We start from the raw sequence: 14,412 nt of genomic DNA, 5'->3' as shown, positions 1-14,412 counted from the left end.
TCAAATGCACTGCCCTAATTAAATATTTTTCTGCGTAAAAATTTAATATCCCATACACCAACGGCTCCCATAGCTAGTAGAATAATTCCACAAACTACAAAGGTTAATGCGGGCTTATTGGAACTAAATACCGAATCAATCCCACCTAAAGCAATCGGCGCTAAAAAGATTCCACAATTACTACCAATCAACAAGATTGAAGTGGTTAAGTTCAAAGTTCCTTTGGATGAAATTTCAGTTGCAATGTTTAAAATGTAGGAAACCACAATCGCATCAAGAAAAGTTACTAGGAAAAAGCCAAGCGCCGCACTAAAGAACGAGTGTGATAACCCAATCCATAGCTGACAAAATCCACTAGCAATAATTCCGACAGGCAATAAATATTTCTTCAACTTCATCAGTGCCATACTGAAGACTATACCACCAACTAAACCAAAGATTGGGGCAATACTGATAACAACCGCTGACTGTTGCGTGGAACCAATCCCGGTTCCTTCAATAAATTCAGCAATTCGAACGGTGGCACCCACATACGTAATTTGATATCCAGCAAGTAGCATGGTCCAGAAAAGAACATCAGTATTAATCTTTGGAAAGTATTTGTTTTTTCGTTCCGCTTGATAATGTTCCACTTTTGGTGGTGACGGAACAAAGAAGAAAAACAAGATGGCAACCGGAAATGCCAAGGTATAAATTAGAAAAGCACTATGCCAACCAAAATCAACTAGTAATGCACCAGCAACGTACGCTGAAATGGCATTACCCAACATCTCAAATCCACTTCTAACTCCCATCAGTTGATTCTTTTCTTTTCCCTTAAAGAAGGTTCCAATCAGACTAACGGCCAGTCCATTCAACAAACCAAGTCCAATTCCAAAAGCAAATCGTGAAATAAGCATTACATAATAATTAGTAACAAAAATGGGAATCACTCCAGCGATTCCGCTGACCAGCAACCCGAGTATAACGGTTCTTTTGGCACCAATCTTTTTAGCAATCCAACTACTTCCAAGCAGGAAGATGATCACTGCTAAAGCTGGCATGGTGGCAATTAACTCAATACTTGAATATGAATGCCCTGGAAATGCACGCTGCCATTGTGGTACTTCCGCTGAAACTGACAGTGATGACGCTAAAACTAACGAAACCGCCAACAACGAAAACTTCATCATTGGGGAATACTTTTTCTTTTGTTGATCCATGAACACCCACCATCCCTTGTTACTTAATTTATTACTTAATGGATCGATTATACAAAAAAAGAGTGGCAAATGAAAGCCACTCTTGCTTAATCGACTAATTAATTGTTTATTCTTTAATCTTTCCCATATGAAGGGTGAAAGCATTCACAGCCACAATGATGGTTGAAGCTGACATAATCAAGGCCCCAACGGCTGGCGAAAGGATAATTCCAATTGGAGCTAAGATCCCAGCAGCAAGTGGCATTGCAATGATATTGTAGCCAGCTCCCCACCAGAGGTTCTCAACCATTTTCCGGTTAGTTGCTCTGGCAAGGTCTAAGAAGTCAATGATATCTTCTGGATCACTTCTAACCAGTACAACGTCAGCCGATTCGATGGCAATGTCGGTTCCAGCACCGATGGCCACTCCAATGTTAGCACGTGATAAACTCGGAGCATCGTTGATACCGTCACCAACCATCATGACATCATTACCCTTATTCTGATACTCTTTGATGATTTCTTCCTTATTTTGTGGAAGTAGTTCGGACCGATAATCAATATCACCCAATTGATGAGCAACTCGCTTAGCAGCCAAGTCATTATCACCAGTGAGCATTACGGGGGTAATGTTCATTCTTCTAAGTGCCTTAATTAAGTCAATTGACTTAGGACGAAGAACATCTCCTTGGGCAATCACCCCAAGCACCTTATCATCACTTACCAAGTAACTAATCGAATTACCTTGACTAGCAAGATTATCAAATTGTTTATGATCGTAGTCCATGTGATTATCAGTCAGATACTTAGCTGTCACAATCTTATACTCTTTTCCGTCAATTTGTCCCGTTAGTCCAACTCCCTGAATGGCTTGGACGTTCTTGGCTGGGACGACGGAAACTTGCTCCTTTTTAGCCTTGGCTAGGATTCCAGCTGCTAGAGGATGACTAGAATTAGCTTCAAGATCAGCAAATTTAGTCAGAAGTTCTTCGTTACTCATATCGGAATCAGAGATTACATCATTGACTTGAAAGACTCCTTCAGTCAGAGTCCCAGTCTTATCCATAAAGACGTAATCCAAACGTTTAACCTCTTCAATTGACTGACGATTTCTGATTAACAGTCCATTCTGAGCGGCAATTGAGGTACTTCTAGCTACGACTAGTGGGATGGCTAAACCTAAAGCGTGGGGACATGCGATAACCAGGACCGTAATCATTCGTTGCAGTCCATAACTTAATCCGCTTAAAATCGTCCAAACGACCAATGCTAAAATTCCAATGATCAGGGCGCCATAGAACAACCAGCGCGAAACCTTGTCAGCTAACGTCTCCGCTTTTGATTTTTCCTTTTGAGCGGCTTGCACCATTTTAATAACTTGAGCTAGGTATCCATCTTTAGCAGTGGCGGTAACTTTGACTTGCATACTACCATCACCGTTGACGGATCCACCAATTACTTTACTTCCCTTTTTCTTAGTCACTGCCTTCGACTCACCAGTTACTAAGGCTTCGTTTACAGCACTAGTTCCAGAATCAACCACGCCGTCAGCTGGAACTTTTTCACCCGGTTGAACCAAAACAATGTCGCCGGCTTTTAACTGGTCTAGTTGAATATCCTTAGTTTCTCCGTTAGATTCAACCAAATGGGCTGTGCTTGGAAGTAGTGCAGCCATCTTTTTAAGCGCATCGCCAGCATTCATGACCGCATCCATTTCAATCCAGTGACCTAGTAGCATAATGACAATCAAGCTTGCTAGTTCCCAGAAGAAATTCATCACATGACCGTTTGGATTAATGAAGGTATTCATAATAAAAGCATACAAACTATAAAAGTACGAAGCTGAAATACCTAGTGTAATCAACGTCATCATTGCTGGAGCATGACTTTTCAACTCATTTTTGGCTCCACTAAAGAATGGTTGACCACCATAAAAGAACAGAATGGTTGAAAGAATCATTACAATCCAATCAGACCCCGGAAAAGTAATCTGAAACGGCAACTTCATCCCCATAAACGGAGAAAGTAATAAGATGGGAATCGTAATAATCAATGAAATCCAAAAGCGCCGTTTGAAGTTTCCCATGTTCATCATGTGGCCGCCACCCATATCCATTGAACCGTTTCCCATGTTCATAGATCCATGATCCATTTTCATCGAACCATGGTCCATTTTCATTTTAGAATTACCCTTCATGTTCATTTGACTATTATCACTGTCTTTGGGGTTCATATTTTTCATATTATGGTTATCATGATTCATATTCATTTTCCCCATTGAATCATGTTTTCCATTGTCCATATCCTTCATTAAAAAGCTCCTCTCTATTGACAATCCATACTCATATCGCCTGGTAAACAGTTACAATCCACTTTATCGGGGGCGGTTTTTAGCTTTTGTCTCAAAACTTCACCCAACTTGTGAATATCACTCTTACTAATCTTACTTTGGTTAATCAAATCCATAATGGTCTGGCCCTTACGCATGTCGCACATTTGTTCAAAAAGTTCTTCAGCACTTAGATTCATCGCATTCTGTTCGTTAACAGTGGGCGAATAAACGAAATAGCGTCCTTTTTTAAACCGAGTCAACAATCCCTTCTTAACCAATCGACTAAGTAACGTTTTAATCGTTGACTCTTTCCAATCACGTTTTTTCGCAATCGTATCAATTATTTTTCGTGATGAACTATCTCCCATCGTCCAAATCAACCGCATAATTTGCCATTCAGCGGGCGTAATTTCTTCAATTTTTTTGGTTTGATCCAAATAATTCACCTCCAATTCATGGTTTACATCTGTAAATTCAATGTTAATCATAATCTACATCTGTAAACTTTGCAACCATTTAATCTATTTATCAATAAAAAATCGCTCAATCATTGAATTATAACGATCGAGCGATTTTTATTTTAATATTTCCTAAGATAAACTTTATCAACGATGTGCCCTACACCTTTATGAATAATAAGGTTGGCTCTTTCACGTGTTGGTAAAATGTACTCCTTTAAGTTCGGTAAATTGACGGTTTTCCAAACGTTTCCCGCCATTTTAACCGCCTGTTCTGGCTCCTCTTTTGCGTACTTATAGTAATAATTAGTTGGATCCTGAAAAGCCGTTTTCATTAACTTCTTAAAACGATTAAGGTACCAAGTCTCAATCAGATCTGGATTAGCATCGATATAGATCGAAAAATCAGTAAAATCACCAATATAGAGTTTTTGATGATCAGGAATTTGAAGCGTGTTAATTCCTTCAATGATTAAAATGTCGGGATTAGTGATGACATCATAACGATGAGGAATAATGTCATACGTTTGATGAGAGTAAACTGGTGCTTTTACTTCTTTCACGCCGGCTTTAATCTTAACCAAAAACTGAATCAATGATTCCATGTCATAGCTTTCAGGAAACCCTTTACGATCAAGAATGCCCTTTTCTTTTAAGACCTTAGTTGGATACAAAAAACCATCAGTCGTGATTAGTTGCGTTTTCATTTCTGGCAATAAATCGGTAAAAAGGTATTGAAGCAAACGCGCTGCGGTTGATTTCCCCACAGCTACACTTCCCGAAATTCCGATGATAAATGGAATTTTAGGCGTTTTACGTTTTAGAAAATCACTTTCAGTAAGCTCCCAATCTTGGTAATGCTTAGAAGCCAGTTCTAATAAGCGTACCAATGGCATGTAAATATCAGAAACATCATCAAGTGAGATCTGATCATTAAAGGCCTTTAATCTTTCCAAATTAGCCTGTGTAATCGGAGCCGATTCGTTTGGATAAAACTGTTTCCATTCATTTTTACTAAATTCATAGAAATCCTTCAACAAAACTCACCTACTTGGTTACTAAATCATACTCATCCTTTGGAACGTCCTTAAACGTTGGTGATAATTCCCCAACTGAAATCACGTCCAGGCGGTGCATAGCACGACTACAAATTGTGTACACTAACTGATCATCACGCTCCGTTGGATATTCTTCTTTAGAACCATTCCACATTACAACGGCGTCAAACTCAAGTCCCTTAGCTAGATAGGCCGGAACAACAATAACACCCTTGACCAACCGCTGATTTTCGGTTTGAATCAACGTGGATTTAATCCCATCTTTTTTTAGCTCATCATGAACTCGTCGACACTCATCTAACGATTTAGCAATGACGGCCGTGGTATCACTCGCCTGATAATTTACCTGAATCGTATTCTTTAAAACGTTTATTCCCTTATTAAAATCTTTGACAACGTTAATTTTAGGAAGTTCACCACTTCTAGCAAACGACTGGATCTTACTGCCATCTGGGATCAGATGCTTGGTAAAATCAGTGATTTGTTCAGTTGAACGATAAGACTTATTAAGTTCGATGACCCTGGTCTTCTCGGGATCAAACATCGTCTTCATTTCCCGCAAAAGGCTATTGCTACTCTCATGGGTGAAGATCGCTTGGTTGAGGTCTCCTAGTAAAGTAAACTTCGCCCTTGGAAAATTAAACTTGAGGTAAGCCAACTGAAATGGAGTATAGTCTTGAACTTCATCGGCAAACAAATAACGCATGTGGATATCAGGACGTTTTCCAGATATTAAATCATACAAGTAAAGATAAATTGAAATATCAGCATCACTAATTTTGCCATTCTTTAATCGCTCAATTGATTTTTCAACCCCGTCATTCCATTCCTGTTCATCAATTCCATACTTGCTCAAGTCGGTAATTCTAGGAACGTTTCTGATTAGATTAACGAACTGACGATTGATACTAACAAATCGACCGCGAGTAATGGCCTTTCTAACGTTTCTAAAAGCGTTTTGGACAATCTTTTTAGCCAAAAAGTTATATTCCTTATCGGGATTATCCATACTTTCGCCATATTTAGCGTAAATTGCCTGAAGTTGTTGCTGGTCAAGTCCTTCAATGGTTTCTTCGACCCACTTCTTTTTCATCTCACTCCCAATGTGACGATTTAAAATCTTATTCAGTTCTTCCTTGGTAGCTTCCAAACGATTCCGTAAGTTATAGTTTTCGTTAAAACTGTAGTAAATTTCGCTAATATCTTCCTTAGAAATAAAGACATTATCTTCAAATTTAATGTCTTTAAACTGAAAGTTTTCCTTATTTAAATGGTGGGCGTACTTTCCAACTAGATCAAAGAAATCCAAGCTGTTTTTGAAGTCAACCACCTTTTGTTGGTGTTTTTCATGAGTTTCGACAAAACGTTCACCAATGGTTTCAACCTCCAAGTGGGGAACTCGTCGGTTGGTGTATTGGTAGTACGTCATCTGAACCATATTTTGTTCCCCTAACTGGGGTAAGACCTCATTGATGTAGTCATTAAAAAGTTGGTTGGGGGAAAATAAGATTACCTGTCCAGAATTCAAATTACCACGATAACGATAAAGTAAGTATGCAATTCGTTGCAAAACAGCAGCCGTTTTTCCTGACCCGGCCGCTCCCTGAACAAAAAGCAAATCAGAATCAGTATCACGAATGATCTGGTTCTGCTCTTTTTGAATCGTGGTAACGATGCTCTTCATTTTGGTATCAGACTGATGACTGAGATTTTCTAGAAGTAAGTTGTCTCCAAGGGCTTCGTCTGTATCAAAGATGGTTTCAATCTTACCGTTCTTGATCTCAATCTGTCGCTTTAACTTGACGTCAACCTTTTGGGGACCAGCCGGTGAATCATACGTCATTTCACCAATTCCACTATCATAATAAATACTGGAAATAGGTGCCCGCCAGTCGTACACCAGATAATCGTCAGGATTATCGGTAAATGACGCTAGGCCAATGTAAATGGTTTCAGTGTGTTTCTCGCCTTCTTCGTGAAAATCAATTCGAGCAAAGTAGGGATTTTGATCCAACCGTTTTAGCGTATCAAGATCCCTTGCGGCGTTCTTCCAGCGATTCTCACGTTCCGAAAGTAATTGCTGTTGCTGTCTAACCGAGACACCCGTCTCCATCTGTCCACTATATGTACTTGTCTTTAAACGAACATCGTTAAAAAAGTTCTTTTGGATTTCCGATTGGTCACCCTTCGCTTTTTTAATTTTTTTAGCAGCATCGACCTCTGCCATTTCAATTTTGCTTTCAACAAAATCAAGGTGTTTCTGTTCTTCATCTTTAATTGAATTTTCCAACGGATAATCCCTCCTGCTTGCTAAACTTGATTAAATATTCTAACATATTAACTCAACTGAACAAAATATATAAACCAAGGTGATCGTAATATGGATTCAATCTCATTAGTAATTGTTCTACTTGCGGCCCTAATAACTCCATTAGTGATGGCACGATTCCACATTTCAATGCTGCCAACCGCAGTCGTTGAAATTTTAGTTGGAATCATATTAGGACCCAGTTTATTCAACATCGTTTCCGACTCAAACATTTTATCCATTCTTTCCAAGATTGGTGTGATCGTCCTACTGTTTTTGAGTGGAATGGAAATCGATTTTTCCTTATTTAAACCCAAAAACAAAAATCCCAGTGAACTAGAAAAAAAATCAAGCAAAACTGCTCCACGATTTTCATCCGTTCAACTAGCCTTTATGGGGTATGCAACGGTTATCATTCTAGCATTAATCCTAGGATACTTCTGTAAACTAACTGGACTATTCAGTGACTTCTGGTTAGCTTCAATCTTGTTTGCTACCATTTCACTTGGCGTGGTCATCGCAGCCTTAAAGGAAAAAGACGTCACTGGAAGCGCCTTTGGCCAAACCATCCTGTTAATTGCTGCCCTTGGTGAAGTTTTACCGATCTTTGCCCTGACGATCTACGCATCGGTATTTGGTTCCGACAGTAAGTCACTATGGCTCATCCTGATTCTATTTGTGGTAGCAGGTTTTTTATTGTGGTGGTTTAAACGTTTCTTCAAGGTTTCAGACCAAATCAATAAATCAACCACTCAGATTGACATTCGGCTAGCTTTCTTCATCATTGTTTTACTATCAACGATTGCCGTCTTTGTTGGATCAGAGGACATCTTAGGGGCATTCATCGGTGGAATGGTCTATAAATTACTACAACCATCCGAAACCACGAAAGATCGATTGGATTCAATCGGATATGGGCTCTTCATTCCAGTCTTCTTTATCATGAGTGGTGTTGGTTTGAATGTCAAAGAGTTGCTGTCAAACCCAGCGACTTTGGTTCTAATCCCTGTTTTCTTTGCTAGTTACATCATCGCGAAGTTGGGACTTTATCCCATCTTTAGGTTACGTTTCAATAAGCAAAACTCACTGGCTGGAATGGCCCTTCCGAGTGCAACCATCACCATGGTTCTTGCAATTCTCCAAGTTGCTAAGGGGATGAAAGTGATCACATCTCAACAGTCGGGGGCATTTTTGCTTGCAGCAATTATTACCTGTATCATTGGCCCACTGGTCTTTAACAAGGCCTTTAAGGTCGAACCAGAAACCTATCCTAAGATTAAGGTTAATTTCTTTGGGGTTAACTTAACTACCATCCCAGTCGCTCAACAACTTTCAACTGGGTGGTACGACGTTAACGTATACACTGATAATCAGGAGCACTACCGCTCCTATAACAGTCAGGCTAACGTTCATCTTGTTTCTAAGCTTGACCCAAGATTTTTAATTGACAACGGCTATTTTGACTGCGATATCGTCGTCATGGCCTACTTTGATTCAGAGAAAAGTTACGAGTTGGCCAAGTCAGCTAAAAAGTACGGTGTCAAACGGGTTATCGCTCGTTTTGAAAATCGCGATGTCCTTGATAAGCATCAAGATGAACTCCTTTCTCTAGGAGTTGAGATATATAACAACCTTGCCGTCAACATTGCCATGCTAAGAGAGTTGATTGAGGTCCCGTCAACATTTAAGATGATTGAATCTAACGAATCAGTTCTCCATGAAGTTAAACTAACTAATCCGAGTTTGGCTAACATAGCAGTCAAAGACCTTCCCTTTAGTAGTGACATTACCATTAACGAAATCTTTCGCGACCATAAACTACTTCACCCGACCGGTGAGACGATCCTAAGATTAGGTGATCAAATTATTTTCTCAGCCCAAAAGGGAACTGGAATTCAAATCAGAAGTGATTTTAACCCGGAAGCATCACAAAATTAAATTAATTAATCCACTGACTAAGATGATGTCAGTGGATTTTTTATCTGGTTCATGATGATTTACGCAAAACAATATAATGATTATTTCAAATGATTACTAAATTATACCAATTCCACCCGTCCCGTTTATCTTGGACGTTAAAATATGCTAGAATTAAGCAACTAGTGAATCAGGGGGAAATAAAAATGACTTCAATCAATTTATATTTTGTCAGACACGGCCAAACATATTTGAATCGTTACCATCGTTTACAGGGATGGGCAGACTCAGCTTTAACCGATAAGGGAATCACCGATGCAATCGATGCTGGAAAACACCTTAATAAGGTTGATTTCAACAAGGCATATAGTAGTGATACCAAAAGGGCCCGTGACACCGCCGAACTAATCCTAAAGGAAAATCCATCAGGACTAGTTGAACCGATCGAAATGGAAAACCTCAGAGAAGAGAATTTTGGATACTTTGAGGGCAATGACATGGGACAAGTTTGGCACATCATTGGGGGGCCGTCTGGCGCTGATTCATACAGTCAAATGATCGCCACTTATACGATGGAAAAGACCCGCGACATGATTGCTGACGCTGATCCATACGGGGATGCCGAAAATGATTCACAGTTTTGGAAACGAGTTCAAACTGGGCTGGACGAAATCGTTAACAACGCTGAAGATGGTGATGATATTCTCATTACCGCTCATGGAACTCTCATTCGAAGTATTGTTAGTCGTTTTAGTGACATCGATATTAGTGAACCCATTCAGAATGGCAGCGTCACTAAAGTTGATTATAAAGATGGCGATTATATTATCAAATACTATAACAACATTTCAGATCCAGTCTAAAGGAGTATAAATGATCGACAACTTTACTGATGTAATTACAATTGGTTTAGATTTAAATGATGCTAATTTTCAGTACTCAATGGAGGAACTTAACAACTTAGTCACCGCGAACAACATGCATAGCGTTGAAACCGTGACCCAAAAGTTGGATCACCCTGATCCAGCAACCTACTTCGGCAAAGGTAAGGTTGAATTTCTAGAACAACTCGTCAAAACGTCTGGGACAGATATCATTGTGGCAAACGATGAACTCAGTCCTAGTCAAATTCGAAACCTTGAAAAATTAACCAATGCTAAAATCATTGACCGAACTGGGCTAATTTTGGAAATCTTCGCCAATCGAGCTCATTCCCGTGAAGCCAAGTTACAGGTCCAATTGGCCAAACTAAACTATCAACTCCCGAGGCTTCGTACTAGTGCTAGTCAACGATTAGACCAACAGTCTGCTGGTGGCGGACTAGCTAACCGTGGTGCTGGTGAAACCCAAATTGAATTGAATCGTCGAACCATTCAACATCAAATCACGCACGTTCGTCACGAATTAAAGGAAATTGACAAATCATACGACACTCAAAGTAAAAAGCGCAAACAAAACGATTTGAAAACCATTGCTCTTGTTGGTTACACCAACGCAGGCAAATCCACGATTATGAATCAACTGGTAAAACGATTTGGTGAAAACGAGGAGAAAGAAGTTACCGTTAAAAACATGCTATTTGCCACCTTGGACACCAGCGTGCGAAAGATTGAGCTACCAAACCATAAACGTTTTCTTGCAACCGACACGGTTGGTTTTGTCAGTCAACTTCCGCATCAACTAATTCAAGCCTTTAAATCAACTTTAAAAGAGGCAAGCAACGCTGATCTCTTGGTACAGGTAGTTGACTACTCTGACCCAAATCAAGAACTAATGATGCAAACTACTGAAAAAACTCTAAGAGAAATCGGGGTCCCCGACATTAACATGATTAAGGTCTTTAATAAGGCTGATAAGAGTGGAGAAAATTATCCTGTTCGTGAAGGCAATAACATCATCATGTCAGCTCTTGACCCTGATTCAATTAATTTATTAATTGACATAATTTCTCAAAACTTGTTTAAAGATTACGTCAAAAAGACGTACCTCATCCCTTTCAGTAGTGGCCAAGTAGTTTCGGACCTAAATGAAAACGAAACGGTTTATCAGACTGACTACACCGATCAGGGAACGAGGTTGAAAGTTGAACTTCCTGAAACATCGGCCAAAAAATACCAAAAATACGAAGTTAATTAATAAAATTACATTGACATTTAATATGGATCGCGGTTAAATGGTCCTATACTAATTTAAGAGAACAATATTTAAAGAAACCGCCCAAGAGAAGCCGACGTTATTCTGGAAGTTGGCTGACTAATCTTTATTTAACCACCTCTTAAAACACATTAATACACAACAAAAAGCGCTCTGAAAATTTCAGAGAATTTTGGGTGGAACCGCGCAAATTTGCGTCCCTGACATTTAGTTGTCAGGGACTTTTTTTATTCTCAAAGGGAGGAATTTTATATGAAGAAACCAAAAGAAGAGTCCAATGTAAAGTTAAACCGTTCTTTAGGAATTTGGTCCGCACTCTCACTTGTAGTTGGAACCATCATCGGAGTTGGAATATTTGTTAGACAAGCTGCCGTTCTAAACGATGCAGGATCAGCAAATGGTGCCATGCTGGCTTGGCTAGCCGGGGGACTTCTGACTTTAGCCGCGGGACTTTCAATTGCCGAGATTGCCTCGCAAATTCCAGAAACCGGTGGACTATATGCATACATGGAAGTCATTTATAACAAGTTTTGGGGCTTTTTATCTGGATGGATGCAGATTATTGTTTATGGTCCCGCAATGATCGCTTCACTTGGAGCTTATCTTGCCATCCTATTAGGTGACTTTTTCCATATTTCATCAGAATGGAACATTCCGATAGCTATCATTGCAGTTGTTGCGGTTGGTCTATTAAATACCTTTCCCAATCGATTTGGAGCTGCTTTTTCAATTATTACCACAATTTGTAAGCTCGTCCCAGTCGCAGCGCTTATTATCTTCGGACTTTTCTTTGGTCACGCTAATGCTTTTACTCAAAGTGTTAGTGACGTCCACTCCTCAGTTGGTGGTTTTGGAGTTGCCATGTTAGCCACTCTATTTGCCTTTGACGGGTGGATCCTAGTTGCTAACCTTGGTGGAGAAATCAAAAACCCTAAAAAGATGCTACCACGTGCTATCACCTTCGGAATTTTAATTGTCATTGCCATTTATATGCTAGTTTCATACGGTGTTTTAAAAAGCATTGGTCCCGAGAAAATTCATGATCTTGGAACAAATGCCATTCCATACATGGCTAACAAAGATTTTGGAATGATCGGTGGGAAGATTTTAAGTATTGGTATCATCATCTCAATCATCGGGTGCATGAACGGAAAAATCATGACCTTTCCCCGTATCATGTATGCCATGGCGAAAGAAAATCAACTTCCGTTCTCTAAGCAGTTAGCTTACCTCAATCCAAAGACCAGAACGCCAGTGGTATCAATTGCTGCTGTTCTAGTAATCGTAATCATCATGATCTGTTTCTTTGATGCCGACCGACTCTCAGAACTATGTATCTTTACTGTCTATTGTTTTTACGTGATGGCGTTCTTCGGGGTTTTCATCCTTAGAAAACGTCACCCCGACCGAAAGCGAGTCTTCTCAGTTCCACTATATCCATTCACACCAATCTTAGCTATTTTGGCATCCCTTTTCGTAATCTGTTCAGAAATTGGATCAGACTTCATTGGGGTCGTTTGCTCACTGGGAATCGTTGCACTCGGGATTCCAATCTATTACTTTGAAGTTATTCTCAAAAGAAATAAGGTTAAAAAATAAGAGATCTCAAATGAGATCTCTTATTTTTTCTGATATGCAATTTTAATCTGAACCGCATAGTCGTCAGCTCCATCAATTAAGCCGGCTCGACCAGAAGTCTTGTATTTTCCTCCAACCAAAAAAGCTTCAGCTAGATACAACTTGACTTTATTCTTATCGATTTTTTGAATATCTTCAAAACCAGCCTTAACAATGTGGCCAACGGGTTCACAATTAACCTGATTCATTCCGGCATAGACTTCATACTTTCCGTTTTCTTCTCTTAAATCAAAGTAAGGGATTAACACTCCATCACCCAAAGCGTAGACGCGATGCTTAGGATTAGCTTTAATTTCGGAAAGAAGCGCCCGATCGCCTAATCCATTGTAGTCATCACTTGCAACTTTTTTGGTAATCATGGTATCGGCTAAATGATGAACGTTATGGCGCTCACTAATTGTCGATTCCAATTTAGCTGGCATCGTTTTTCTTTCATCAAATAAACCGTTGGCGGGAATATTACGATAACGACGACTTCCACTACGAGCCTCGGTTTGCTGATCAGTTTCCTTGGGCTGAATGTGCAAGACCTTATTAATGACCGGGGTAACATCAAACTTCGCCCGTTTTTTAGTAAAGTAATACATGATGTTTAGGTACAAGAAGTACGCTAAAATCAAGACAACTAAGAAGACCAGAACCCCCCTAATCATAAAGCCATTTACAACAAAACGGTAGGCAACGTACAAAAGGTAAAAGTCGCCTAGAATCCCTAAAATTACGTAAATTCGGCTTTTAGTGTTTGTTTCAATCGTTATATATCCAAGATAATGATTAATAATATCTAGAAAACTAAACATTAATGTTCACCCCCAGGATTAGTCGTATTGGCTTGGGTATTATTCTGAGTATTGTTAGAAGTAGTCCCCGTATCATTATTAGAATTGCCGTTATTCCCGGTATTCTGACTTGATTTTTCGGCATTTCCACCGTTATTATCAGTTGTCTTTTGATTGTTATTACCAGTCTCCGAATTATTTCCATTCGTGCTGGTCGAATTATTTTGCTCCTGTCCACCAGAAGTTGTTTTACCTTGTTCATTATTTGGTGACTTACTATTGCCATCGTTATTGTTATTATTCATATTATCTTGTTTAGTCCCAGAACTATTGGATTCATTTTTACTATTATCGTCATTAGAATTCGAGTTCTGGTTCTTAGTACCCTTATTGTTATCATCATTCTTCTTAAAGTCAAAAATAGAACGTTTCTGGCTTTGATGGGTAGTGACTTTAGCACCTTCGTGGGTATTGGTTGCTTTATTAACAACAATATTGGTGGCTCCTAACGCTAAACAAATTGAAATAATGGCAAATGGAGTAAGAAATGGTGGTACTCGATTTGACATTTAATCATCCTCTCAACG

At 39.4% G+C, this 14,412-nt stretch carries 11 protein-coding genes; 4 read left to right on the top strand and 7 right to left on the bottom strand.

The window, feature by feature from the left end; genetic code table 11:
- Nucleotides 1–14: 14 nt before the first annotated feature.
- The 5 genes from AC6UDF_RS01410 to helD all read right to left on the bottom strand — a co-directional run bounded on the left by AC6UDF_RS01410 (nucleotide 15) and on the right by helD (nucleotide 7,319).
- Nucleotides 15–1,202, bottom strand: a complete 1,188-nt coding sequence (locus AC6UDF_RS01410) for an MFS transporter (RefSeq protein WP_500693510.1) — start codon at nucleotides 1,200–1,202, stop codon at nucleotides 15–17.
- Nucleotides 1,203–1,308: 106 nt separating this feature from the next.
- Nucleotides 1,309–3,492: a heavy metal translocating P-type ATPase gene (locus AC6UDF_RS01405; RefSeq protein WP_500693509.1), complete on the bottom strand. Its 2,184-nt coding sequence runs from the start codon at nucleotides 3,490–3,492 to the stop codon at nucleotides 1,309–1,311.
- A gap of 14 nt (nucleotides 3,493–3,506) precedes the next feature.
- The gene (locus AC6UDF_RS01400) at nucleotides 3,507–3,959 is read right to left on the bottom strand and encodes a CopY/TcrY family copper transport repressor (RefSeq protein ID WP_500693610.1); all 453 of its coding nucleotides are present in this window, start codon (nucleotides 3,957–3,959) and stop codon (nucleotides 3,507–3,509) included.
- A gap of 134 nt (nucleotides 3,960–4,093) precedes the next feature.
- Nucleotides 4,094–5,008, bottom strand: a complete 915-nt coding sequence (gene coaA, locus AC6UDF_RS01395; protein ID WP_500693508.1) for a type I pantothenate kinase — start codon at nucleotides 5,006–5,008, stop codon at nucleotides 4,094–4,096.
- A 10-nt stretch (nucleotides 5,009–5,018) separates the two neighbouring features.
- Complete coding sequence (gene helD, locus AC6UDF_RS01390) at nucleotides 5,019–7,319, bottom strand: RNA polymerase recycling motor HelD (RefSeq protein ID WP_500693507.1); 2,301 nt, start codon at nucleotides 7,317–7,319, stop codon at nucleotides 5,019–5,021.
- Nucleotides 7,320–7,409: 90 nt separating this feature from the next.
- On the opposite strand from helD, the gene AC6UDF_RS01385 reads away from it, so the two are divergent.
- The 4 genes from AC6UDF_RS01385 (at nucleotide 7,410) to AC6UDF_RS01370 (ending at nucleotide 13,007) form a co-directional block, all read left to right on the top strand.
- Nucleotides 7,410–9,275, top strand: coding sequence for a cation:proton antiporter domain-containing protein (locus tag AC6UDF_RS01385; protein WP_500693506.1), 1,866 nt, complete (start codon nucleotides 7,410–7,412; stop codon nucleotides 9,273–9,275).
- Nucleotides 9,276–9,460: 185 nt separating this feature from the next.
- Nucleotides 9,461–10,117: a histidine phosphatase family protein gene (locus AC6UDF_RS01380; protein ID WP_500693505.1), complete on the top strand. Its 657-nt coding sequence runs from the start codon at nucleotides 9,461–9,463 to the stop codon at nucleotides 10,115–10,117.
- Nucleotides 10,118–10,127: 10 nt separating this feature from the next.
- Nucleotides 10,128–11,390 (top strand): GTPase HflX, encoded by a 1,263-nt coding sequence (gene hflX, locus AC6UDF_RS01375; protein ID WP_500693504.1) that lies wholly within the window; start codon nucleotides 10,128–10,130, stop codon nucleotides 11,388–11,390.
- 270 nt (nucleotides 11,391–11,660) lie between these two features.
- Nucleotides 11,661–13,007, top strand: coding sequence for an APC family permease (locus tag AC6UDF_RS01370; RefSeq protein ID WP_500693503.1), 1,347 nt, complete (start codon nucleotides 11,661–11,663; stop codon nucleotides 13,005–13,007).
- 20 nt (nucleotides 13,008–13,027) lie between these two features.
- Here AC6UDF_RS01370 and AC6UDF_RS01365 read toward each other — a convergent pair whose 3' ends face one another.
- Together AC6UDF_RS01365 and AC6UDF_RS01360 are read right to left on the bottom strand one after the other, a co-directional pair.
- The gene (locus AC6UDF_RS01365; protein ID WP_500693502.1) at nucleotides 13,028–13,846 is read right to left on the bottom strand and encodes a DUF6681 family protein; all 819 of its coding nucleotides are present in this window, start codon (nucleotides 13,844–13,846) and stop codon (nucleotides 13,028–13,030) included.
- A complete protein-coding gene (locus AC6UDF_RS01360; RefSeq protein WP_500693501.1) occupies nucleotides 13,846–14,394 on the bottom strand; it encodes a hypothetical protein in 549 nt (182 codons plus the stop codon). Before AC6UDF_RS01360 ends, AC6UDF_RS01365 begins: the two co-directional genes overlap by 1 nt.
- Nucleotides 14,395–14,412: the final 18 nt, after the last annotated feature.

It is taken from the genome of Fructilactobacillus sp. X2R6C1, from assembly GCF_059901295.1.
Note: the sequence above shows the minus strand (reverse complement) of the source record. Positions and strands in the feature narration are given on the sequence as shown.

Excerpts from the sequence above, each read along its gene's own strand:
- AC6UDF_RS01410 (WP_500693510.1), bottom strand. The coding sequence starts at position 1,202 with ATGGATCAACAAAAGAAAAAGTATTCCCCAATGATGAAGTTTTCGTTG.
- AC6UDF_RS01405 (WP_500693509.1), bottom strand. The coding sequence starts at position 3,492 with ATGAAGGATATGGACAATGGAAAACATGATTCAATGGGGAAAATGAAT.
- AC6UDF_RS01385 (WP_500693506.1), top strand. The coding sequence starts at position 7,410 with ATGGATTCAATCTCATTAGTAATTGTTCTACTTGCGGCCCTAATAACT.
- AC6UDF_RS01380 (WP_500693505.1), top strand. The coding sequence starts at position 9,461 with ATGACTTCAATCAATTTATATTTTGTCAGACACGGCCAAACATATTTG.
- hflX (WP_500693504.1), top strand. The coding sequence starts at position 10,128 with ATGATCGACAACTTTACTGATGTAATTACAATTGGTTTAGATTTAAAT.
- AC6UDF_RS01370 (WP_500693503.1), top strand. The coding sequence starts at position 11,661 with ATGAAGAAACCAAAAGAAGAGTCCAATGTAAAGTTAAACCGTTCTTTA.
- AC6UDF_RS01365 (WP_500693502.1), bottom strand. The coding sequence starts at position 13,846 with ATGTTTAGTTTTCTAGATATTATTAATCATTATCTTGGATATATAACG.
- AC6UDF_RS01360 (WP_500693501.1), bottom strand. The coding sequence starts at position 14,394 with ATGTCAAATCGAGTACCACCATTTCTTACTCCATTTGCCATTATTTCA.